This is a genomic window from Bradyrhizobium oropedii (assembly GCF_020889685.1).
In the GTDB taxonomy this organism is placed as follows: Bacteria; Pseudomonadota; Alphaproteobacteria; order Rhizobiales; family Xanthobacteraceae; genus Bradyrhizobium; species Bradyrhizobium oropedii.
Window position 1 is genome coordinate 55,526 of record NZ_JACMYO010000011.1, and the last position, 23,258, is coordinate 78,783.

The window sequence follows — 23,258 nt, forward strand, 5'->3', positions numbered from 1 at the left end:
TCACCCTCTATACGGCGTAAGTATGAGGTCACGATTGACAAGAACACGAACCGGGAAACCAGGTCGCACGGTCAGAGTAGGCTGGATGCTGAAACTGCGGCGAACGACCTGCTGTCCGGTTTGATTCAGTGAGTCGGAGGCGCCGTGTCGCAATGCTTGGATGATCGCGCTGTCGTTGCTATTTGTGTCGGAGCCCGCGCCTAGTTCCGTCCCAACAGCTAGAAGCGTCGATAGTGCCGCAGCCTTGAATAGCTCACCCCAGTGATTGTCGACTTGGTCTTCGAGGCCTGCGTAGCCGACAGTGTCAGCGCCAGGCTGCCGCTCGAGAACAATGGATCGTCCATTCGGCACGATCAGCCGGGTCCAGACGAGCAAGACGCGGGACTGGCCGAAAGTGACCTGGCTATCGTAGATCCCGATCAGACGCGATCCCTGAGGTACAAGCAGATAGCGACCGGTCGGCGTGTCAAAGACATTCTCGGTTACTTGCGCGGTAATCTGGCCTGGCAGGTCCGATCGGATCCCGGTGATCAAGGCCCCTGGAATTACCGTCCCGGCCAGCACGATGTAGGGTGAAGCGGGCTTGGTGACGCGGTCAGGGCTTACCGTGCGCCGATCCACAGAAGCATTCACGAAGGCAAGCTTGCGGTCCTGACCGTTTTGCGCAGATCCATCGTCGACGGGGCTCATTGCGTTCGGTGGCACGACGCGGTCGCTTCCAACAGCCGCAGCAGCGGGCGGACGCAACTCTCGTCCATTGGTCGAAGCGAACAGATGACTGATGCGGGCTGCCTCGGTCTCTTGATCCCGACGCTGCTGGTCCGGGTCAGCGCCGATCGTCGGCGACTGGCCTTGAGCGGCAAGGATCGGTCGACCGAGGTCCCCGGGGAGCGGCGGACCGAGCTGCGGGATTGGCTGGCGCGGAACGCCAGCATAGTCCTTCGGCAGCGTCGTAATTCCGTCGGCAACATTGTGATGATCGGTACTGTAAAGCTCGTCGGCCGTCGAGTTTCGGGAACGATTGTTCTGCAGCGACCACAATACAGTTCCACCGATGACGAGCAATGCAACGGCGCTGCCTCCAGCCAGGACTTTCCGCGACAACCGCGTCACGCGCGGATGCTCCGCTCTCAAGCGGAAGCTCTCGGACTGCTCCCCTTGTGTCTCCGGCGGAACTGCTTGCTCGTGATCGTTTGCATTCCGAGTGCTCATGACGACGGCCTCCCGTCGGTCCTGACAATCCTGACCCTCTGCTGGTGCTCGCCGCCAAGCCGCAGTTCGGCGGCAGCAAACAGCCGATCGACGATCAACACGTTGCCGTAAGCGCGATAGTTGACGAGCTCGGTCTTGCCGTCTGGACCGATGACGAAGAGCGGAGGCATCTCGCCCTGCACGATGCCTTTCGGGAATTCGACGTAGACCTTGCGGCCATCGTCATATGCGGCGAGCGGCCGCCAGGGTGGACTGTCCCCTTCGATGGCATAGCGGGAGATGCGCTGCGCCGGCTCCGGAAGAACGGGCTTCAGAGCGACCGAACGCGATCGTTCCCGTGCAGTTTCTGGATAGTACCAGGCAACAGACGGCATGTATGGCCGCTCGCGGGAACGGAGCTCGATCAGGTAGGTGCGCCGATCGGTATTGACGACCAGGTTGGTCTCGATTGACGCGCGGGTCGGCTTGACCAGGATGTGGACGCGTCGCGTGTCGCCGTTCCCGCTCTCGGTATCGCCCACGACCCAACGTACGGTATCTCCGGCCGCGATGGGCCCCGATCCCGTCAACTGTTCCCCTTCCTCAAGCGCGATATCCGTGATCTGCCCGGGCGCGGCGTAAATCTGATAGAGAGCGCCAGGACTGTAGGCGTAGATTTGCGCCGCGTTGAAATACCCCCGCTTGCGCGGTTCGACCCGGGCGGCGCTGTTTGCCGTCTCAACCCGGCTCACGGGTTCTGGCTCTTCCTTCCCGGCCGACTTGCCGCCGAGCGCCGGCTTCCAGAGCGGTGGAATGTGAAGCGGTCGCAATCTGTCGTCGAAATGCGCAGGAGCCGCCGGCAACGGAGGCACGTCCGCGTCATAGCTGATCTCCGGCGGAATGTAGGTCGCGCACCCACCGAGCGGCGAGGAACCGACCAGGAGAGCCAACAGAATTGCTCGCTTCGCGGCCACGAATTCCGGCAGTGCCGAATTGTGCGGGATGGGCCGGTTCGAATGAACGTCATGCGGCGTCTTGGTCACTGACCCAACTCCTTTGACCAGTTGATGGCGCGGACATAGACGCCAAGGGGGTTTTTGCGCAGGCGTTCGGCATCGCGGGGTGTCTCGATCACGATCGAGAGAATTGCAGTCCAGCGCTCAGTCGAACTCAACGAGCCGTTGTCGTAGACGCGCTGGGTCCACGCGACGCGAAAGCTCTCCGAAGACGCGCGAATGACGCTCGAGACGTCTACGGAGATTTGAGCCTTGCCCAGCTTCGCAAAGGGGTCATCGTTGCGCGCATAGTCGTTCAGCGCAGCCGCCCCACGATCCGTCGTAAAATCATAGGCCCGGAGCCAGTTTTGGCGCAGAACGATACCGTCGGCCGGCAGGCCTCTGACGTCCTCGATGAAGCGCGCCAGATGGTAGGCGATCTGAGCGTCAGTAGGTTGATAGTCGATGTTGGCCGGCGCAACTCTTTGGGCTTGGCCGAGATGATCGACTTCAACGACCCAGGGCGTGATTGAGCCTTGGCTCGATTGCGAGACAAGGCTACCTGCGAGACCGGCCGATAGCGTCAGGCAGCCGAACGCCATTAAGCGCCAATTCTTGGCTTGTAAGCGGGCGGATCCAATGCGTTCATCCCAAACCTGCGCTGCTTTCTGATACGGCGTAACCGGTTCGGGCATACGCCCGTAGTGCACTGATGGTCGTTTGAACATCGATAGTTGCCCCTGAGATCAAGTGATCGGTTTCGAATCGTGCGGTGTCCGCGTTTCATTCGCCCGCGCAGCGGCTGGCGAAGGCGCAGTGGCTAAGTGTCAGCGCTCTCCTTCAGACAAATCGACGGAAGAGCCGCTGCCACCGTGATCGGCGGAGCGGACCGCGTGGCCGGCTGCCGATGCACCGTGCCGAATAGTCTCGGCATGCTTCATACGCCGCGCCCAATCGGGCTGACCTTCAGCCGAGGTGCTCGCGGCCTGCGCGCCGGCTTCCCCACCTGCGCCGAGCGTAGCCGCTGCACGACGCAAGGGGCTCATGGCAGCGGAAGCGCCGGCCTCCGCGACGCCGGCAAAGCTGCCGCTCCGGTAGGCGGCTGATGTTGCGCTCATGGCGGCGCCGCCGCTACGCGCGGCACCCGCAATCGCACCGCCAGCGAGACCGGCACCGCCGGCGGCAAGACCTGCGCCCGCCGCAACAATGCCGCCGGCAGCAAGGCCTGTTCCAATCGCCGCACCGGCGCCGAGTTGCGGTCCGCCCGACACCAGGCCGTTGGCGATTCCGGGACCGAAGATGCCCAGGCCCAGCAAGGAGAGCGCCGCAAGCACCAGGGTCATCGCGTCTTCAATGGTCGGCTGGGCGCCGCCGAAGCCTGCGGTGAACTGCGAGAACAGGATCGAACCGATGCCGACGATGACGGCCAGGACCAGCACCTTGATCCCTGAGGAGATGACGTTGCCCAAGACCCGCTCTGCCGCGAACGCAGTCTTGCCAAACAAGCCGAAGGGAATGAGCACGAAGCCGGCAAGCGTGGTGAGCTTGAACTCGATCAGGGTGACAAAGAGCTGGATCGCCAGAATAAAGAAGGCGAGCAGCACAACGACCCAGGCGAACAGGAGAACGACGATCTGAACGAAATTCTCGAAGAAACTGATGTAGCCCATCAAGTTGGAAATCGAATCGAGCAGCGGTCGGCCGGCGTCCAGCCCGACTTGAGCGATCTTTCCTGGCCGCAGGAAGTCCGACGCGGAGAGGCCTGCGCCAGATGCTTTCAACCCAAGACCCGCAAAGCTCCCGAAAACGATGCGTGCCAGATTATTCCAATTGCCGATGAGATAGGCAAAGACGCTTACGAAGAGCGTCTTCTTGACGAGGCGCGCGATGATGTCTTCGTCCGGCCCCCAACTCCAGAACAACGCAGCAAGCGTGATGTCGATCGCGGCGAGGGTCGCTGCGAGATACCCAACGTCGCTACCGAGCAGCCCGAAGCCGTTGTCGATGTAACGCGTGAACGTTTCCAGGAATTGGTCGATGATCCCCGTACCCGTCATGGCTTGCTCGCCTCGGGCGTCGCCGGTTGCGGATATCCTTGCGGGATCCGGCTCTGATCCTTTGGGGCGGGCCCCCACACCGCTGCGGGTTCTTCTTGGCCAGGAACCGCGGCATCGGATTTCTTGGCCAAGAAGCGTCGCCGGTTTTCGGCCCACACTTGCTTGCAGTGCTGATAACCCGAGGCTTCCTGCGCAGTGACACTGCGGCAGCGTGCAAGGTCAGAGCTGGTTGCATTTGTCGTCTGCTCCACCTTCGGCGGCGGAGGAGGACCGTCTCCGCCACGAAGCTGAATCGTGCAGGCAGTGACGACCAACACACCTATTGTCGTAAGCAGCGACAACGCCTTGAATGCCCTTACGTCGGTCATCAGTGGAACATCTGCACATTGGAGGATTGATAGCCCTGTCCTGGCGTCAGGAACCGCCTGAGCTGCTCTCGTCCCTGATCCTGGGCCGAGGCGCGCTGAGCCGCTTCGAGGCTCTGCACCCTGCCCTGTGCCGTCACGACAGCGGTGAGGTCGGCAAGCTGCTGCGCGTTCAGCGCGAGAATCTGATTGCCAGCTTGCGTTGCCTGCAGAGCGCCGCTTGCGCCTTGGCTAGACGTTACGAGCGCGGAAGTCTGGATGCGGTTGGTGTCGAGGTTGCCAACAATGCCCGCCTGAACGCGCAGCGCGTCTTGCGTTGCGGCATAGGAATTTTGCCATCGCGATTGAGCGTTGGCGACTAGCAACTGATTCGATTGGCTACCCGTGGCCGGCGCATAGCTCGTCGAAAACGCGCGATCTATCTGCTCGACGTCATAGGCGATACGCTGGGCCTGGGCCAGCAATTGCTGGGTACGCTGGATCGACGATTGCAGTTGCTGCAACGAAGAGTACGGCAGGTTTGCTAGATTCCTAGCCTGATTGATCAGCACCTGCGCCTCGTTCTGTAACGAGGTAATCTGGTTGTTTATCTGCTGGAGCTCTCGCGCAGCTGTCAGGACGTTCTGAACGTAGTTGTTGGGATCAAAGACGATCAGCGCCCGCGCGGGCACCGCGACGCTAAGCACCAGCGCGATAGTGCCAGTAGCCGCCAATAGGCCAAGACGCCTCATAGCGATTTCTCCAGATTGACGAGATTGGGGATCAGATCGCTCGCCCAGGCGACGCCACGTTGCTCGAGCCAGGCAGGCACGAAGCCGTCGGGTCCATGTTCGGCGATGAGCTGCGTGATGGCGGCCTGGTCTGTCTTGGAAGAGGCTGCGGTGAATGCGAGCGCAACCTCGCCTAGCCCAAGTTCGAACATCCGGTTGCCGCGCCGAGACTGGCAGTAGTAGTCGCGCTTTGGCGTTGCCCGGCTCAGAAGCTCGATCTGGCGGTCATTGAGGCCGAAGCGGCGATAGATGGCAGTGATCTGCGGTTCGATCGCCCGTTCGTTTGGCAGCAACAGGCGCGTTGGACAGCTTTCGATGATCGCTGGTGCGATCGCGGAACCATCGATATCCGAGAGCGACTGGGTAGCGAAGATGACGGAGGCATTCTTTTTCCGAAGCGTCTTCAACCATTCCCGGAGTTGCCCCGCAAAATCCTCGTCATCGAGGGCAAGCCAACCTTCATCGACAATCAGGAGTGTCGGCCGGCCATCGAGACGATCACCAATACGATGGAAGAGGTACGCCAGCACGGCCGGCGCAGCACTCGTTCCGATCAAGCCTTCGGTCTCAAACGCCTGGACCGAGGCCTCGCCAAGGCGCTCGAATTCGGCATCGAGCAGGCGCCCGGACGGACCGCCGAGGCAATATGGTTGCAAGGCGCGTTTCAGAGAGTTCGATTGGAGCAGGACTGACAGGCCCGTGAGGGTGCGCTCCTCCCTCGGCGCCGAAGCGAGAGATGTCAGCGCCGACCAGAGATGATCCTTGACCTCCGGGGTGATCTCGACCTTTTCCCGTGCCAAGATCGCGCCGATCCATTCCGTCGCCCATCCGCGCTCGGAAGGATCATCAATCCAGGCCAGCGGCTGCAGGGCGACGGGTTGTTCGCCTCCGTCGGACAATGCGCCGCCGAGATCATGCCAATCACCGCCCATGGCGAGGGCGGCCGCCCGAATCGAACCACCGAAGTCAAACGCGAAGACCTGTGAGTTCGGATAACGCCTGAACTGTAGCGCCATCAGCGCGAGCAACACTGACTTGCCAGCGCCTGTCGGCCCCACCACAAGGGTATGACCGACGTCGCCGACGTGGAGCGAGAATCGGAACGGCGTTGATCCCTCGGTCTTGCCGAACAGAAGCGGCGGACCCTTGAAGTGCAGATCCCTCGCCTCTCCGGCCCACACGGCCGACATCGGAATCATATGAGCGAGGTTGAGGGTCGATACCGGCGGCTGCCGCACGTTGGCATAGACGTGCCCGGGCAGACTGCCGAGCCAGGCTTCGACGGCGTTCACCGTCTCGATCATGCAGGTGAAATCGCGGCCCTGGATGACCTTCTCGACCAGCCTCAGCTTTTCATCGGCAGCATTGGGATCGCGGTCCCAGACAGTGATGGTCGCTGTAACAAAGGTTTGTCCGATCTGATCCGACCCCAATTCCTGCAACGCCGCGTCGGCATCAAGCGCCTTGTTGTGTGCGTCGGTATCGAGCAGCGTCGACGCCTCGTTGGTCATGACCTCCTTGAGAATGGCGCCAATCGACTTTCGCTTGGCGAACCACTGCCGCCGAATCTTGGTCAGCAGCTTGGTGGCGTCGGTCTTGTCGAGCATGATTGCGCGCGTCGACCAACGATACGAGAATGCCAGGCGATTCAGGTCGTCCAGGATCCCCGGGGTCGTCGCGCCCGGGAAGCCGACAATCGTCAAGACCCGCACGTTCGCTGAACCCAGCATCGGCTCTAGCCCGCCGGTCAACGGCTGGTCGGACAACAGCGCATCGAGGTACATGGGAACTTCGGGCACCCGAACGCGATGACGCTTGGTCGAGATCGTCGAGTGCAGGTAGGTCAGCGTGTCCTGATCATCGAGCCAGCCGCATTCCGGCATGAACCCTTCGACGAGTTGCAGCACGCGGTTGGTTTGATCAATAAACCCGCGCAGCACCTCCCGGGCATCTGCTCCAACGGTGCGGTCGCGGCCTTCATAGAGCAATCGCTCCGCCTTAGCCGCCCCCTCCTCGGGAGGCAGATAGAGGAAGGTCAAGAAGTAGCTGGACTCATAATGGGCGCCCGCCTCTTCGAATTGAGCTCTGCGCTCGGCGTCGACCAGTGCAGACGCGACATCCGGAAAGGTGTTCGGCGGGTAAGCACCCGCAAAATGGCGTTGCGCTTCAACGAAGACCGCCCAACCAGATCCCAGACGGCGCAGCGCGTTATTCAGGCGACCGGCGACGCCGACAAGCTCGGCCGGCACCGCGCTGTCGAGGTCAGGCCCCCGGAACTTTGCTGTCCGCTGGAACGAGCCGTCCTTGTTCAGGATGATTCCCTCGTCGACGAGGGCTGCCCAGGGCAGGAAGTCGGCGAGACGCGCGTTGGAATGACGATATTCGGCAAGGTTCATCATGACCGCGAACTCAGACGTTGAGATGACCGGGAATGCGCAGATGCCGGCGCACCACATCGATGAAGGCGGGGTCGCGCTTGGCGGCCCAGACAGCGGCCATATGGCCGATGAACCAGAGGACAAGACCGGCGATCCACAACCGCAGTCCGAGCCCAAGGGCTGCCGCAAGCGTGCCGTTCACGATCGCAACCGATCGCGGCGCGCCGCCCATCAGGATTGGCTCAGTGAGCGCGCGGTGAACGGGCACGACAAAGCCTGTGACCGGTTCATCCATCAGATCACCACGCCGCCGCCGAAGGAGAAGAACGACAGGAAGAAACTCGAGGCGGCAAACGCGATCGACAGACCGAACACGATCTGGATCAGCCTGCGGAAACCACCTGACGAGTCCCCGAACGCAAGCGTGAGCCCGGTCACGACGATGATGATGACGGCGATGATCTTGGCGACCGGACCTTCAACCGACTGCAAGATCTGATTGAGTGGCTGCTCCCACGGCATGTTCGAGCCGGCAGCCCATGCTGGTGCTGACGTCAAAAGAACCAGCCCGGACGTGGCAAGCGAAGCGGCATCTCGACGAAAACGAAATTGCGGATGCATGTCAGTCTCCTGCTGATGAAAGGCTGTAGTCGCCGGCCGCACCAAGCCCCGCGACGAGGGCGAGCTCAGCGAGGCGACGGTCAGCGCCGCGGCCCGCAAGGACGGCGACGAGGTTGATGGTCTCGGCGATCAAAGCGCGCGGAACCGTGATGACGGCTTCCTGGATGAGCTGCTCGAGCCGGCGCAGCGCACCGAGCGCGGTGCCCGCATGAATGGTCCCAATGCCGCCTGGATGGCCGGTACCCCAGGCCTTGAGCAGATCGAGTGCTTCGGCACCGCGGACCTCGCCAACCGGGATACGATCGGGACGCAGTCGCAGCGAGGAGCGGACAAGATCTGACAGCGTCGCCGCGCCATCCTTAGTCCGCAGCGCCACTAGATTGGACGCTTTGCATTGCAGCTCGCGCGTGTCTTCGATCAGAATGACCCGATCGGAGCTCTTTGCCACCTCGGCCAGGAGGGCATTCGTCAGTGTCGTCTTGCCGGTCGATGTCCCGCCGGCGACGAGGATGTTCTTCCGTGCGGCGACCGCGTCCTTCAGGGTGTTGGCCTGCTCCGAGGTCATGATCCCCCTGGCGACGTAGTCGTCGAGCGTAAACACCGCCACGGCCGGCTTGCGGATAGCAAAGGCCGGTGCAGCAACGACCGGTGGCAACAGACCTTCGAAGCGCTCGCCGGTCCCAGGCAATTCGGCCGAGACCCGTGGCGAGCCGGCATGCACCTCGGCACCGACGTGATGCGCTACCAGGCGAACAATGCGCTCGCCATCCGCAGCCGACAGAGTTTCGCCTGTGTCGATCAGGCCATTCGACAACCGGTCGATCCACAGCCGCCCATCTGGGTTGAGCATCACCTCGATGATCGCCTCGTCTTCGAGGTAGCCGGCAATCGCCGACCCAAGCGCGCTGCGCAGCATTCGCGCACCGCGCGAACTCGCTTCCGATTGAATGGAATGGATTGCCACTGTTCGCCCCCACGAAATGAGGACGTCCAACGAGCGTCCTCATGTGGGGATGATTAGAAAAGGCACCTATGGACTTGGCGCAACAAGCGGCTTCAGTGATCGTAGACTGGCGTAGAAAAAGAAAGACTGAGAACTGATGTTGAGGCCTACTCAATCGTATTGTACTTGGCGAGCGACCGCTCACCACTCCGCATCGTCATCCGTGGGTACCAGTATGACCGAGTTCTCATATACGCCGACGGGCTCGACAGCATCGGAATCACTTGCAGGCATGAAAAAGGGAATTGAACGTATCCATGAGGCGACGGATTGGCGCCAAGGCAGCGCGAACCACACCAATGCCGTGATCTGCAGTGCTATGTTGAGACCGAATGCGACCTGATAGGCTGAGGCGGACCTATGGCCACCGTTCGTCGGCCATTGCTCCAGGATCAGGCCTGTTGCGGATTGTGCCAGAAATGCCCAGCCAAAGTGCAAGACGTTCAAGGCGCCATTGGCACGACCAGCAAGCTCAGGCGGAAAGTAATCAGCTATCGCCGCAAAACTGACGACCGTCGCCGTTCCGGCAATTGCGACAACGGACCAGGGCAAAATGGACGGCAGAGGCGCTCGCAGGATCAAGGCCAGCTCGGCTACGATAAACAAGACAGCAACGATCGCTAATATCGCCTCCGCGCCGATTCCCCTTCGTTTGATGTGATGGACTGTCATACCGAACAACCAGGCACCGGCGCTAAGCATGATCGACATTATGAACAGCTGCCTGACGAGACTTGCGCGATCAAGCCCCTCGACGTCTATCAGCCAAGGCGATGCCCACAATCCCTGCAGGGACCAGGACGATCCAACGCAAGTCGCCGACAACGGGGCCATTCGCCAAAAGCGCCGATCGCCAAAAACGGAGCTGAGGGTGGCGCGCGCTGTTGACGAGACATCGCGTCGTTCGGGCACCATGACGTAGATGAGAAGAGCCGTCGCTCCGGTCGCAGCCGCCAGGATCTCAAAGAGCTGCCGCCAGCCCATCCAGGCGAGCAGGTGCTCGACGGGAGTCGTAGCGGTCACCGCTCCTAGCGATCCCAGCATGACCATGTAGCCATTCAGCAACGCAACTCGTTCCCTTGGGAACCAAAGGATGATGGATTTCAGACCTGCTGTGAGCGCCGCCGCCACCCCAAGCCCGATCATTGCTCGTGCAATCAAAAGGGATAGGAAGCCGGTCGATACCGAGAACAGTCCCGCGCCGACTGCTGCGAGCAAAAGCAGAACGCTCTGGACGCGACGCGGACCAAAGCGGTCCAATAGAATACCAACGGGGATCTGAGCTGCTGCAAAAACAAGAAAATAGACTGACGTAAGCAACCCGAGGTCGGCAGTCCCAACGCCGGTATCCGAGCTGAGATGGCTGGCGATCAGAGCGTTGATCGTTCGAAACAGATAAGAGAGATAGTACCCGGCTACAAAAGGCAGAAAAACGCGCGCAGCTTGACGCCATGCTGTTGAGATTTGCATGCTGGCCCCTTTGCTCTCAGCTCGCTCGAGCCGATAGCGCGTCCAGCTTTCGTCAGTTCGGCTAAATCGCTGCAGTCGTAGGCTGGCGTAGATAAAGAAGGACCGGCGAAATGGGCTTTCTACATGGTTCGATCAGGTTTCTTCGGCAGGTTCCTGACGGCGGATATCTTCTGGAATCTCGCGCAGAAAGCTTTGTCCCTTCTGCAAACGGCGCCCGAGCGCCTCGACAAATCCTTCAAATCGTTCCCGACCCTTTGCCTGCGCGGCCGCCTGCGCGTCGTTGGGTAGCGGTGGCGTGATCGTCAGCCAGAAACGAATGAAGAGGGCCAAGGTCTCGGCTGTCAAACCAACGTCGCGCTCCAGTCTCTGCATCTGACGCGACAGTCGATCCAGCCGACGGGTAAACGCTGCCTCCCGCCTGTCCGCGCCGTCCGGTGACAGAAACGAACCGACTGCCGCTTCCACGATCGCGGACCGGGAAAGCTTCTTGCGATCGGCGAGCTCCGAGATCTGTTTCAGAAGCTCTGGCGGGAAATAGACGTTCATCCGGTCGCGCATATCGCCTCAGAGCTCCATACCGTCATTTGGGTCCATGGCGACTTGACGGGCGACACCGCGCATCTGTTGGCGTATGAGCCGAGACTGGCGGACAGCATCCTCGTCGTCGTCAAGAACCGCGGCAAATTCCTCGGCTGGCGTCGGCTCGGTCGTCTCCTTGACGATCGCGACGTGATCGGGGAGTTCGGGCTCGCGACGAAGGCCGGTGTTCGCCGTGTCTTCCTCGGCCTCCGCGGCTTTGCTAGTTGGACCTCCCGTCGGCTTCGGCGTTCCGAGCGCCGACCATCCGTCCGTTCGCGATGATCGGCCGGCCCTCGCCGGATCCGGCGGAGGCAGAACCCGCTCGGTGAACCGCCGATCCTCGTAGTAGCGGACTTTCTTCGCCCGGATCGGCGCCGTGCCCGCCACCATGACGATCTCGTCCATCGGCGGAAGCTGCATGACTTCACCCGGGGTCAGCAGCGGCCTTGCCGTCTCCTGGCGCGAGACCATCAGGTGCCCCAGCCAGGGGTTCAACCTATGACCGGCATAGTTCTTCATCGCCCTCATCTCGGTCGCGGTACCGAGCGCGTCGGACACACGCTTCGCTGTCCGTTCGTCATTGGTCGCGAAGCTGACGCGGACGTGGCAGTTGTCGAGAATGGCGTTGTTGGGACCGTAAGCCTTCTCAATCTGATTGAGTGATTGCGCGATCAAGAAACTCTTGATGCCGTACCCCGCCATGAAGGCCAGCGCGGACTCGAAGAAATCAAGCCGCCCGAGTGCTGGGAACTCGTCGAGCATCATCAGCACTCGATGCCGGCGACCGCGGGCGTGTAAGTCCTCGGTCAGGCGCCGGCCGATCTGGTTCAGCACCAGGCGGATCAACGGTTTGGTCCGTGAGATATCTGAGGGCGGCACCACGAGGTACAACGTCGTGGGGCTGGCATCGGCAATCAGGTCGGCGATCCGCCAGTCGCAACGGCGGGTCACCTGGGCCACGACCGGATCGCGGTAAAGTCCGAGGAATGACATCGCGGTGGACAGGACGCCGGAGCGTTCGTTCTCGGATTTATTGAGGAGCTCGCGCGCGGTCGAGGCGACCACGGGATGAGCACCCTGCTCGCCAAAGTGCGGCGTGGTCATCATCGCCTTCAACGTCGCCTCGATCGGCCGCTTCGGGTCGGACAGAAATGCCGCCACGCCAGCTAGGGTCTTGTCGGTCTCGGCATAGAGGACATGGAGGATCGCGCCGACCAGGAGCGAATGGCTGGTCTTCTCCCAGTGATTCCGCTTGTCGAGGGAGCCTTCGGGGTCGACCAGGACGTCGGCGACGTTCTGGACGTCGCGCACCTCCCATTCCCCGCGCCGGACCTCGAGGAGCGGATTGTAGGCTGAGGACGTTGGGTTGGTCGGGTCGAACAACAAGACGCGGCCATGCGACGAGCGGAAACCGGCGGTCAGTTGCCAGTTCTCCCCTTTGATGTCGTGAACGATGGCCGAGCCGGGCCAAGCCAACAATGAGGGGACGACAAGACCGACGCCTTTGCCTGATCGGGTCGGTGCAAAACACAAAACATGCTCCGGTCCGTCATGGCGAAGGTAGTCGCGGTCGAGCTTGCCGAGCACCACACCGTCCGGACCGAGTAAGCCAGCAGCCCTCACCTCCTCCAGATCAGCCCAGCGCGCCGAGCCATAGGTCTCGACATTCTTGGCCTCGCGCGCCCGCCACACCGACATGCCGATCGCCACCGCGATCGAGACGAAGGTCCCCGCCGCCGCGATGAAGGCCCCCTCGACAAAGATTTGAGGCGCATAGGCGTCGTAGACGAACCACCACCAGAAGAAGACTGGCGGGTAATAGATCTTGAAGCCCAACAGTTCGAACCAGGGCCGCCCAAGCTCCGGTTGCCAGGCGAGCCGCCAGGCCGTCCACTCGGTTGCTCCCCAAATGGCCAACAAAACGATCAGGCCGACAACGATCACCTGACCCCAGAGGATTTTGGTTCCGGACATCCCGAACGTCCTTCCGCAACTGAACTGGAGAGATTGCTAGAGGCCGAGGTCGCGCTTCCGACCAAAACCCCACTCGATGCCACCGCCGTCCTTCACGACCCCGGTGACGTGTTGGCCCAGCCTCTTTTCGAGCTCGCGCGACCAGGGCACGAGCTGGAAGCCGAGCCCATTATCGATCATGGCGAAACGTCCAGAGGTGAGCGTCAGCCGCTCGCGATAGGTGCCCGCCACTTGCTCTCCAGAGGCGGCGTTCACATGAGGCAGGCGGGTGTCGGCCGAGACCTTTGCCGCCACCTCGTCCAGCTCGCGCCGGCGCAACGTGTTCAGGAGGTCGCGCTGCAGGATGATGCGTTGGCCCTGCCGCCGCGCCAGGCCCTCCTGGACCAGATGCTCCGTTCGGGCTTCCAAGGCGTCGCGGGTCTCGCGGCCAAATCCGCCCATAGCGAGCGGCACGGGATCGCGTTTAACCAGTCTATGGTCGAGCCAGGTGGCCCCTTTTGCAGTGACCTGCCCACCAAGATCGAGATCGGAACGGGTCGCGAGTACCACGGTGGGGCGCGGATCGCCGGGTGGACCGAAACTCCGGACTTCGACGATGCCGCCGACCGGCGGTGCATATTCGAACGCCTCGAGCCCTCGGAAGCGCACGTGGTGAGCGCGTCCGTCTGTTCCGTCGATCAAGGCGTAGGCCTCGCCGGTCAGTTCGTCATGCAATCCGCGGTCGACCAGCCGCCCGATAATCTGTGCCGTCGGCCGTCCACCTTCGATGACGAAGTCGGCAACGCCGCGCGCTTCCCCACGCTCGGTGAAGGCACGGTGCATGGTCTTGATGATGTCGCCGCGCATGCCGAGGTCGCGCAAGCTGCGCTCGGCCTCGAGCCCCACCATCCATTCTCCTGGTGCGGCGGATGCGGCAAGGCCCATCTTCTCCAGGTGTTGAAGGCGACCAACCATCAGGCGCCGGATCTCGGGATCGGAGATGCCCGGGTTCTCGGGGCGAAGATCGACAGTGCCGGTCTCATCGGCTGCCAGCCGGATCTCCCGATCTAGCCGCGTCCATCGATCTGCCGTGACTTCCCTCTCCAGCGAATTGCGGATCTCGTGCTCCGGTTTTGGACCTAGTTCTATGGCGACCAGTTCCTCGGCGCGGGAGCGAAGGCCTTGGCTGATGTAGTCGCGGGAGATCACGAGATCTGCCCCTTCCTCGTCTACTCCCCGAACGAGAAGATGGACGTGTGGGTTGTCGGTATTCCAATGGTCGACGGCCACCCAGTCGAGCCGCGTGCCAAGATCGGTCTCCATTTGCCTGGCGAGATCGCGGGTGAAGGCCTTCAGGTCGGTCATGTCGCCGGCATCCTCCGGCGAGACGATGAACCGGAAATGATGCCGGTCGTCCTGGCACCGTTCGGCGAAACCAGCGCTATCGGCGCGGTTGCTGTCAGCATCGAACATCTCGGCCCGCTCACCACTCCGGGTCACGCCGTCGCGCTTCAGATATGAGAGGTGGGCGGTCAGTGGCGCTGAACGGAAGGCTCGCCCTTTATGACGAACCACGCGCGCCTTCACCACAACACGGCGCGTCGGGCCGAACAATCTGGCACGGCTAAAGGCGAGGCGCCCGCGGCCAAACGTCGAGCGCCCATAGGCTGCCGAACGCCTGCCGGCCGCGGTCTGACCCGCTGTGTGTCCGGCTTTCTTCGCCGCCCGCAGCACCTGGTTGATGAAGCTCTTGGGCTTTGGCGCGCGGGTGCTGCGGATGCGTCCAGGCCGAATACGCAAGTCGCTGTCGCCTACGCTCACGGCAGCGCCTCCCAACGATCAAAAGCGCGCACGGTGCCGAAAACCCTATTGATTGCATTCGTCAAAATGCAAGGCGCGGCACGCGCCCCGACCGACCGGCACGCGAGAACCCAAGCCATGCCAATGGCTTGCGGTTCGACCGGCGAGCCCCTTTTATCTGGCCGTCCTAATCGGGCGGGCAAAGTCAACTCATTCCTACGCTTTTCTTCGACTCTTCGAACTTCAGCCATTACCGACTCCTGCACCAACAACGCGCACTTCACCGCAGCCGCGTACGCGACGTGCATTCACCAGGCGGGGTCCATGCGTTCCTTCGCCTTCAGCACTTCGGCCGTCGCATGCTCTTCATCAGGTTCGTAAACAGGGCTGTCCAAGCAGTCCGGCGCTCTCGTCCCCGAAGGGCGGCAGCAGGCAAGAGATAGCGGACATGCGCGCATCTCCAATTTCGCTCCTCCTCAACGTGCCGAGCGCAAACCCAACGCTAATCCGTCGTCATCTGCAGCGCGGCTACCGTGCAGGTTTCAACCGCAGCCGCTGCGTGACTTTGGCACCAAAACCAACGTGGAAATCGGTCTCGCTGACCCACATCCGGTGCAGAATGCTTGCGAGCTTGCGCGCGACCGCGGTGATCGCGCACAGCATGCTCGACCGTTTGGCGATCCGCAGGCCCCACGCCCGCAGTGCCGACCATTTCCTGACCCGCAGCAGCAGGCTTGCAGCCGCCTCGGAAAGCGCCTCGCGCACGGCGACGTCGCCCTGTTTGCTAATGCGCCCTTCGTAATCGATCGACGTGCCGGACTGGTGCCGCCTCGGCGCCAAGCCAAAATGCGCGCCTACCGTTCGCGATCCGGCAAAGCGCCGGGGATCATCGACGCCGACCTTGAACGACAGGGCCGCAACGGGACCGACGCCTGGAACCGTCAACAGGCGCCGGCAGACAGCATCATGCTGGACCACCTGCAGCAGCACACGGTGCAGCCGATCGTAACCCTCGAGGGTGGCGCGGCGTACATCCAACATGGCCTCAATGGTCATTACAAAGACCGGATCGCTGCGCTCGATCAGTTCGCGCACACGGGCCTCAAAGGCACCGCGGGCGATGGCTCCAACGAGCAACCCATAGGCCCGCAGCGCACCACGAATGTGGTTTTCGAGGTCGATCAGCTTGCGCTTGAGCAGCTTCCGGCTGGTCAGCAGCGTGCGCATCTTCTGCATGTCGATGTTCTTGATATGCACGGCGCGATACCAGCCCAACCGCATCATCTGCGCGATGCCGGGCGCGTCATTCCGGTCGGTCTTGTTGCGCATCGTCGACAGCGAAACGCGCATGTGACGCGCTTCGACAACAATGATCGGGAGCCCCGCTGGCTGCAGTTCGCGATACAGCCAGATGCCAAGCGATGACGCCTCGACTCCCACTCTCTCGAGGCGATCCGCGGAGCCTTCTACCGCGGAGCGGATCGCCGCTGGCTCGGTCATAACCCTGACCTCGCGAACGGTGAGACCCTCGCCATCGACGATGCAAAGACTGGTTTCTTCCAGACCGACGTCCAATCCAACGTATAGCTTCATCGGAGTTCTCCTGTGTGGCAACGACCACCCAAGTCGTTGCACCAGGCTCCCGATCCGGCCACACGGCGGCTATCCCCGTGCACCGGCTTCTCGAAGCCCGATTTGAAGAGCCGTTCTGCCGTCGTATTCCGTAGGCAGTTGCAATAGTCATCTTTTGCAACGATATTGCCTGACGGATCACAATTGCGATGCGGTGAGGCTAAAGAGGTGACGCGGTCTTCCCGCGATGAGTAGAATGCCAAGCTGCTCTCCGAAGCCATTGCGGTGCTTCGCGAGTTGGTGCCACGCGCGCAAGACGCCACAGACGAGTCGTACGATGACGCCCATTCGGTTGATACTTGGAAGAGCGAGGAATTCCACGCCGCGATAGAGCGCGCCGAAGCAGTGATCGCGAAGGCGACAGCTGCCATGGCAGAGCCCCGCACAGAGTAGGAGCTCGCCGAGTCGACGCATTGCCGACCGAGGCCGCTAGACTCGTCAAGACATGACGTCATGTGCAGCCCCCGGACGCACACGTCGTGCCCGCCCACTGCTCTCGCTCCTCCACCGATTGCTCGCTGAAGCACGCCATTGCTGGTCATCGCAACACCCTCGAGTCCGATCGAGCGACAAAAACGCCAGTGGGCCTGGGGGCCATCTGCGAAACATCGCGCGACGAGATTGCAACCGTTGCGTAGCGCGAGAGCACGAACGCTGTCGGCCTACCGCGCGTTTCCATCAGGTCAGCTCGCTCAACGAACAGCGTCGCAGCTGCTGATGACCTCCGGCTCGCTGTACACGTCGGCGGCAGTTGGATGCTAAGCAAATTTGCAATCTTTGCCACATATGCTCGCGTCTCGTCTGGCAAAGTGGCTCCCGCGAGATGTTCTTCGTAGCGAGTTGGTCCCGCGTTGTACGCAGCAAAAGCGCCACGCGAACCGTAGCGGTCGAGCAATTCACGGAGATACGCCGTGCCGGCCAGAATGTTGTCACGCGGATCGTATGGATCGTTTCCTAGATCATAGCGTTGGCGCAGTTCCGCCCAAGTCGCCGGCATGATCTGCATCAGTCCCATTGCGCCCTTGGGCGACTTGGCATGCATGTCTCCAGCAGTTTCGATGCTCAAAACCGAGCATATCCACTGCGCCGGGATCGTAAAACGTTGTGAGGCTTCTTCGATGAAGGCCGAAAGCCTGTGGGTGGTTCGATAGATCGCTGGGAGCGAAGCGGACCCGTTTTCGGCCAGAGCGGCAGTGTCCGATGCGGTTAGAGCAAGCAGCAGCGACACAACTACCCAAACAGGCATACATGACCGAGCCAAGTCTCCCGTCGTGTTCGCACCCGTCCAGGGTAAAGCCGCTTCGCGCCGGTCATATGGACCACCGCTGCGCGCGTCAGGCTTGCAAGCGTTGGCGGGGACGGAGGAATGGTCCCGCAACCGATCCAACCGAGGAATGGCGGGGTGAACACGTAGAACACGCACGGTCACTCCTCCCACGTCCAGACCGGGAGCGCACGGCCAATCACCGCCGACGCCGGAAGGAATCCAAAATATCGGCCGTCCATGGAGTCGTCCGACTGCCAATTCATGAGAAAGAGCTCGCCGTCGCCGACGACGCGGCACCCCTGCCATTTGGGCAGCGGCCGGCCGCGTCCGTCGCGATCCTTCGCCTCGCCCACCGCAATATCATCGACCGAAATCGCGAGCCCGCTTCTACAGACCGTCTGCCCGGGCAGTGCCAAGACCCGCTTAAGCATGGGGACGCCGACCGGCAGATAGCCGTTCAAATCGAGGAGGGTCGCAAGCGGCTCCGGCGGCTGAACGGCGACCAGCTCGGTTACATGGAAGCGCTTCGCCGGTCGTAGGCTGTAGAGACCGATTGGCACGCTTGCCGATGCATTCCAAATGTAGAGTGGAAGCGGCTCCAGGACGATCGTCGCGATGAGCGCGGCCGCCACCGCAAACGTCGTGGTCAGCGTCATCAGGCGGCTCGTCATCGCATCACTCTCCGACGATGGAGCCAGGCCTGGTGGCGTGTTTTCGTATATGGACGCGGGTTTTCGTTGACGGACAGACGGTTATGAACGTGATGCCAATGATCGGGAGCGACGTCAGCCGGATCGATTCCAAGCGCCTCGACGGCATCAACCATCTGCAACACGCGCTCGACCTTCGGCCAGCCAGAGAGCCGCAGCACAATCTCTCCGCCGGGCCTCACATACGGTACGGTCGAGCAGCGCTGTCCCGGTGCCACCGCGCGCAAGATGTCAATCCGCGAGGTGATCGAGCCAAAGTCGTTGGATGTCCAACGGACGAAGCCAAAGATGCTGCCTGGTGCAAATGATAGGACACGCCGGTGACGATCAAGCTTTCGTTCCCTGACAATACGACCAAACCGAACGCGGTTCTCGATACGCTTCTCGAGCCACAAAACTTCCACTTCCGTGAGATCGCTCATGCCGCCGCTCCCTGACGCTCAAACCGGAAACGGTATGCTTTGGGCTTAGCGAAGCGCGTGTGCCACTTCTGAAGGTGAGCAGGCCTGGCGGCCTGACGTTGCCAGTCAGCTCCCATGCAAGTTGAGGCCTGGTCCGTTTGAAGAAATCCCAAGGATTTCTGGCTAGCCGCGGTACTGAGTCGTGCCCCCTTGCCTGACGCGTCGTGGCGACTAGGCCTCGCAACGATTCGCGGCTGGAGCGCACCGTGCATTCCAGCCGTCGGCGACGAGGTCGAACGATGGACTTCCATGCAGGGCTCGACGTGTCGCTGGATCCGAGACGATTCAGGAAGTCGACCAATGTCCGGACCCATTTCGGATTGACGCCACGGCGCCATCAATCCGGACAAACCGCTCGCATCGGGAGCATCACCAGATGCGGCGACGAACTGACGCGGGCGATGCTGCACAAGGCGGCAATCACGATCCTGACGACCATTCCCAACAATTTCGAGCCGCGTCTCGGGGGCCCGTAGCTCGCCGTGCTGCTGCACAAGATCTGGATCAATGGCGCAACCTTCTGCCTTGGCGCCCGCATTGAGCGCCGCCGACTCCAACGTGCGGCCGTCGCGCCAACTACGGACATTAACGAGTTCTCCTCGACGAGCGAGCTGCCGCAAGGAAAAGAGACGCAAGCGATGCGGTGACGCCGACGCTGATGATCGCGTGATCATGCGCGCGATCTTCGCGCACATGCATTGGCCACAACAATCGCATCGCAGGAGAGTTTTGTGCGCGAGAGAGTTGGCCCATGAGGCATGCTCGTTGCAGGCATGGTCGACTTGATGGCACGAGGCTCGAGTCCCCGATGGTACGAGCGTTACGGTCCCCGATAGCACGTGCTGATTCACAGGTTGTCCTCTGAAGCTGGAAATGAGCCCGCGTATGCACAGCCGCGCGGTTAAGGGGTTAACAAGCCTCGCTGCAAAGTTCAGCCGTTCGGCACCGTTCGGATCGCGCGTGAGCGCAAGCTGATAGATGGGCCATGTCTGGCGTTGGACGATCTGGCGTACGTCGTAGGCAAAATCCTTGAGCGGCGAAAGGACGCGGGACCTGGCATGGAGGTGCACAAGGTTGAAGCTCCGGCCGCCGTCGTGGCATCCACCGTGCTTACGCAGCCGGTAAAGCCAGCACTCAAGTCCCCCGGCCAGACTGAAATAAGCACGATCGATCGTCAGCACGAGCGCGTGATCGACCACACCCTTATAGAACCAGTCAGGCGGGATCAGCTCGAGACCAAATGGACGCCCGTTTGCATGGTCCGTCTCTTTCCACTCGTTGATCCAGGAGAAGCGAGGCCGCCGCCGTTCTATCGGCTGGCGGATCGAGATCTGCACTGTCGGCGACTGCGCCCTACCAAGCCCCGCGTTCAGCCGATCATAGTCAGGCGCTCTCGTGCCCAGGCGGAAAAAAGGCAAAATCTCGTAAGACATTGCGGCCATCAGGCGCGACGTTTTCAAACCGGTGTCAAGGGCTTCGACGAGCCGGGACGCGGCCCAGATCAGGACCTCTGCATCCCAGATGGTCGCCATGCAGTGTTCCGGCGCGACCTCGACGCGCATTGCGAGCGAGACGAATGGATAGGCCATCACATCCTGCGCGACGTGCGGCGCGAGATCGCCAGGAAGCGCATGAAACAGGTCAAGCTGCTCGCGCTCGGAGCGGCGGCGGCGGCGGGCTGAGGATTTGCTAACGGACATGGCTTAGCGCCGCTCCTTACCCGCATAGGGAATTGGCGCGCGCCGTTTTGCGGGCAGTACGGTCCCGACACCGGGATCCGAGGTCGATTTCTTCTTGCCCAGCTTCGCCCAGGCTGTCAGGTCAGCTACTGAGTAGACCACGCGCCCGCCGATCTTGTGATACTCGGGACCGGTTCCGTACGTTCGGTGTTTCTCCAACGTGCGGCCGGACAAACTCAGAAATCGCGCGGCTTCGGGCGTGCGCAGGTATCGGGACGGCTGATCCGCGCTCGGATCGGACATTTGAAAAGCTCCGTGATCCTCTGGAGCGCGAACGAGGGTCGTCGCGCGTCGACTGCCACGATCGCGGAGCAGAGGTGCTTAGGGGGATGCCGAAGATGAGGGGCGCGATTTTCGATATCCCCATCGAAGACGCTCGGGCCGCAGAAGCTTGCAATAGCCGCCGATCCACACCAGAGGGAGGCTCCGCACCCGTCGGTTGCACGGACCGTGTCTTCCAAGCGCGCGCGATCCGTTTCTTGCCGAGCAGCGCTCCGGCGATGATGCGATAGCTGCCACCTGGCAGTATGCGCCTCGAGCGCCGCGGACAACGGCACTGAGGCGCTCGCGCCTGCTGTTTGGATAATCGATGAACGCTGGCCTTGGCGCGTCCGTTCATCACGCGCCAGAGTCGCCGGCTACACGACATCGTCATCAAAGGCTAATTGTGCTGCGGGAGCGTTCGACCGAGGCCCTGCCCTCGCACCGAGTTGCCGATCGATCGAAACCCGACGGAGACAGATGGCCCTTTCACTCGGATTGACGGACGCCCCAGCGAGCCTGCCGATGTGAAAGCCACCGTAACCACGATTGCGAACGTCCAAATTGTCCAAGTCGCGCCGTCGCGGCGGCAGTAAAATTAAACCTTCAACCATTGTTGAGGTTACGCTTCGGCGCCTAGATTGGTGAGGTCGGGAGCAAAAGCCGGGTGGCCGACTTTGTCCGACATCTTATCTTACTTTCGGTAAGTGAGATGCTGCCCCTGTTGGGCCGCGGCCACGTTACGGGCGATGGAAGAGAAGAACTCGTCCATCCGGCAACAACTCCGCCGTGTAGCGCTCTCCGTTGATGAAAAAGCGTGTCATTGGGACGTACCGGGTCGGCAAGAGCTGCATGTTTTCCAGTATGTCGATCATGACGGGCTCCGCCAGTTGGGGGCCATGCCGCCAGTTCTCGCCGAATACGGGTCCAAGATCGGGCAAATCCGCCGCCTCATGATGGGCCGCCGCAGGCGCAAGGTAGAACGGCTGCGCGTTAGGTGCGGGTGCAGAGTGAGCATCGTCACCCAGCTCGCCCGGTGTGGGCGTATTCAGATCTATCAGTGACTGAAGACTGCCATAGATGTCCGACGGAGCCCTGGCAGGCGGCGCCGGCGCGGATTGCGCCTCGTGACGCCACTCGTCCGGTGTGGGTGCGTTCAGATCAATCAGTGACTCAAGACTGCCATAGATGTCCGAACGAGCGCTGGCAGGCAGTGCCGGCGCAGACTGCGCATCGTGACGCCACTCGTCCGGTGTGGGCGCATTCAGATCGATCAGTGACTCAAGGCTGCCATAGATGTCTGATGGAGCCCTAGCCGGCGGCGCTGGTGCGGTGAAGCTCAGCTCGGGGAAATCGAAATCGGACGGCAACGACGGCAATGACCATGTGGAGATCGAATCCGCAGGCCTTTGCGGCGAGCCGGGCTGCTGAGCGAGCTCTGCGACAGGCGAACCCGGCGGCTCATAAGCTTCCAGCCCGAGCGCCGCGTTCGCCTCGCGAAGTTGCAAGTAGTTCCGAAGGGACGTCAGATCCAGATTATACATTCTAGCTCCAGATAGCCTGAACTCCTCAATTTCCTTCTGCAACATTTCCCTCTGCTCTGCCGTCCCGTTGAATCGGCTAACTATACTCCCCTTCTCCTCCATCTGGAGCCAGTGACTGAGCGCACGAAGGCGATAGGCGCGGTCATATATATCAAACTTCTGTTTTCTTGAACTCCTGGGTCCAAGGTCGCGCAGGCCTTTGCGCTCCGCCTCGTCGATGACCTCGGTGTCGGCCTCGTAAGGGTGTAGGATACGGCGTCCCATGACCTGCGAGCCGGGTCCGATCGGTCCGAATTCGTCACGCCCGGGCAAAAGCCTCCGGAGATGAGACAGCGCCGCATCGAGGCGGTTTTCAGGGTCGCCCTGCTTGTTCTTGTACTCCACGATGTCGTCGGCCAGTAGATCGTCTCGAAAGCGAGAAGCCATGGACGGCTTGTTGTTCTCGAGGAGCCACTTAGCAAG

General features: G+C 61.7%; 21 protein-coding genes and 2 pseudogenes. 2 read left to right on the plus strand and 21 right to left on the minus strand.

From position 1 onward, the window contains the following. The 18 genes from H8A95_RS05590 to H8A95_RS05675 form a co-directional block, all read right to left on the minus strand. Positions 1-1,212, minus strand: coding sequence for a TraB/TrbI/VirB10 family type IV secretion system protein (locus tag H8A95_RS05590; RefSeq protein ID WP_229166707.1), 1,212 nt, complete (start codon positions 1,210-1,212; stop codon positions 1-3). After that, positions 1,209-2,234 carry a P-type conjugative transfer protein TrbG gene (gene trbG, locus H8A95_RS05595; protein WP_229182275.1) on the minus strand — a complete coding sequence of 342 codons (1,026 nt, stop codon included), beginning with the start codon at positions 2,232-2,234 and terminating at the stop codon, positions 1,209-1,211. Before trbG ends, H8A95_RS05590 begins: the two co-directional genes overlap by 4 nt. After that, entirely contained in the window at positions 2,231-2,914 is a 684-nt protein-coding gene (trbF, locus tag H8A95_RS05600; RefSeq protein WP_229171783.1) for a conjugal transfer protein TrbF, read from the minus strand. Before trbF ends, trbG begins: the two co-directional genes overlap by 4 nt. Before the next feature lie 99 nt (positions 2,915-3,013). Then, positions 3,014-4,243 (minus strand): P-type conjugative transfer protein TrbL, encoded by a 1,230-nt coding sequence (gene trbL / locus H8A95_RS05605; RefSeq protein ID WP_229182276.1) that lies wholly within the window; start codon positions 4,241-4,243, stop codon positions 3,014-3,016. Further along, positions 4,240-4,611, minus strand: a complete 372-nt coding sequence (gene trbK-alt / locus H8A95_RS05610; RefSeq protein ID WP_229182277.1) for a putative entry exclusion protein TrbK-alt — start codon at positions 4,609-4,611, stop codon at positions 4,240-4,242. Before trbK-alt ends, trbL begins: the two co-directional genes overlap by 4 nt. Then, positions 4,611-5,339 carry a P-type conjugative transfer protein TrbJ gene (gene trbJ / locus H8A95_RS05615; protein ID WP_229171778.1) on the minus strand — a complete coding sequence of 243 codons (729 nt, stop codon included), beginning with the start codon at positions 5,337-5,339 and terminating at the stop codon, positions 4,611-4,613. Before trbJ ends, trbK-alt begins: the two co-directional genes overlap by 1 nt. Then, positions 5,336-7,777, minus strand: a complete 2,442-nt coding sequence (gene trbE, locus H8A95_RS05620) for a conjugal transfer protein TrbE (protein ID WP_229182278.1) — start codon at positions 7,775-7,777, stop codon at positions 5,336-5,338. Before trbE ends, trbJ begins: the two co-directional genes overlap by 4 nt. A gap of 10 nt (positions 7,778-7,787) precedes the next feature. Next, complete coding sequence (locus tag H8A95_RS05625) at positions 7,788-8,051, minus strand: VirB3 family type IV secretion system protein (protein ID WP_229171774.1); 264 nt, start codon at positions 8,049-8,051, stop codon at positions 7,788-7,790. Further along, the gene (locus tag H8A95_RS05630; RefSeq protein WP_229171772.1) at positions 8,051-8,377 is read right to left on the minus strand and encodes a TrbC/VirB2 family type IV secretion system protein; all 327 of its coding nucleotides are present in this window, start codon (positions 8,375-8,377) and stop codon (positions 8,051-8,053) included. Before H8A95_RS05630 ends, H8A95_RS05625 begins: the two co-directional genes overlap by 1 nt. A 1-nt stretch (position 8,378) precedes the next feature. Then, the gene (gene trbB, locus H8A95_RS05635; RefSeq protein WP_229182279.1) at positions 8,379-9,293 is read right to left on the minus strand and encodes a P-type conjugative transfer ATPase TrbB; all 915 of its coding nucleotides are present in this window, start codon (positions 9,291-9,293) and stop codon (positions 8,379-8,381) included. 228 nt (positions 9,294-9,521) lie between these two features. Further along, positions 9,522-10,850 carry an MFS transporter gene (locus H8A95_RS05640; protein WP_229170802.1) on the minus strand — a complete coding sequence of 443 codons (1,329 nt, stop codon included), beginning with the start codon at positions 10,848-10,850 and terminating at the stop codon, positions 9,522-9,524. Positions 10,851-10,982: 132 nt separating this feature from the next. Further along, positions 10,983-11,408, minus strand: a complete 426-nt coding sequence (locus tag H8A95_RS05645; protein ID WP_229170801.1) for a ribbon-helix-helix domain-containing protein — start codon at positions 11,406-11,408, stop codon at positions 10,983-10,985. 6 nt (positions 11,409-11,414) lie between these two features. Beyond that, on the minus strand, positions 11,415-13,403 hold the full coding sequence (locus H8A95_RS05650; RefSeq protein WP_229170800.1) for a conjugal transfer protein TraG: 1,989 nt from the start codon (positions 13,401-13,403) through the stop codon (positions 11,415-11,417). A gap of 36 nt (positions 13,404-13,439) precedes the next feature. Then, positions 13,440-15,203 carry a DUF3363 domain-containing protein gene (locus tag H8A95_RS05655; protein ID WP_229170799.1) on the minus strand — a complete coding sequence of 588 codons (1,764 nt, stop codon included), beginning with the start codon at positions 15,201-15,203 and terminating at the stop codon, positions 13,440-13,442. Positions 15,204-15,710: 507 nt separating this feature from the next. Continuing rightward, complete coding sequence (locus H8A95_RS05660) at positions 15,711-16,775, minus strand: IS110 family RNA-guided transposase (protein WP_229170798.1); 1,065 nt, start codon at positions 16,773-16,775, stop codon at positions 15,711-15,713. 577 nt (positions 16,776-17,352) lie between these two features. After that, positions 17,353-18,042 carry a lytic transglycosylase domain-containing protein gene (locus H8A95_RS05665; RefSeq protein ID WP_229170797.1) on the minus strand — a complete coding sequence of 230 codons (690 nt, stop codon included), beginning with the start codon at positions 18,040-18,042 and terminating at the stop codon, positions 17,353-17,355. Positions 18,043-18,239: 197 nt separating this feature from the next. Then, positions 18,240-18,752, minus strand: coding sequence for a S26 family signal peptidase (locus H8A95_RS05670; RefSeq protein WP_229170796.1), 513 nt, complete (start codon positions 18,750-18,752; stop codon positions 18,240-18,242). Beyond that, positions 18,749-19,213 (minus strand): DUF2840 domain-containing protein, encoded by a 465-nt coding sequence (locus tag H8A95_RS05675; RefSeq protein ID WP_229170795.1) that lies wholly within the window; start codon positions 19,211-19,213, stop codon positions 18,749-18,751. Before H8A95_RS05675 ends, H8A95_RS05670 begins: the two co-directional genes overlap by 4 nt. Positions 19,214-19,491: 278 nt before the next feature. On the opposite strand from H8A95_RS05675, the gene H8A95_RS44085 reads away from it, so the two are divergent. Continuing rightward, entirely contained in the window at positions 19,492-19,728 is a 237-nt protein-coding gene (locus H8A95_RS44085) for a transposase (RefSeq protein WP_312001510.1), read from the plus strand. A gap of 6 nt (positions 19,729-19,734) precedes the next feature. Continuing rightward, positions 19,735-19,899 (plus strand): hypothetical protein, encoded by a 165-nt coding sequence (locus H8A95_RS44090; RefSeq protein ID WP_312001509.1) that lies wholly within the window; start codon positions 19,735-19,737, stop codon positions 19,897-19,899. 200 nt (positions 19,900-20,099) lie between these two features. Here H8A95_RS44090 and H8A95_RS05680 read toward each other — a convergent pair. The 3 genes and pseudogenes from H8A95_RS05680 to H8A95_RS05690 form a co-directional block, all read right to left on the minus strand. Then, a pseudogene (locus H8A95_RS05680) lies at positions 20,100-20,952 on the minus strand (replication initiator protein A). 3 nt (positions 20,953-20,955) lie between these two features. Then, positions 20,956-21,234 (minus strand): helix-turn-helix transcriptional regulator, encoded by a 279-nt coding sequence (locus H8A95_RS05685; protein ID WP_229170794.1) that lies wholly within the window; start codon positions 21,232-21,234, stop codon positions 20,956-20,958. A 758-nt stretch (positions 21,235-21,992) separates the two neighbouring features. Then, positions 21,993-23,258 (minus strand): annotated as a pseudogene (locus H8A95_RS05690) (hypothetical protein); the annotation flags it as partial.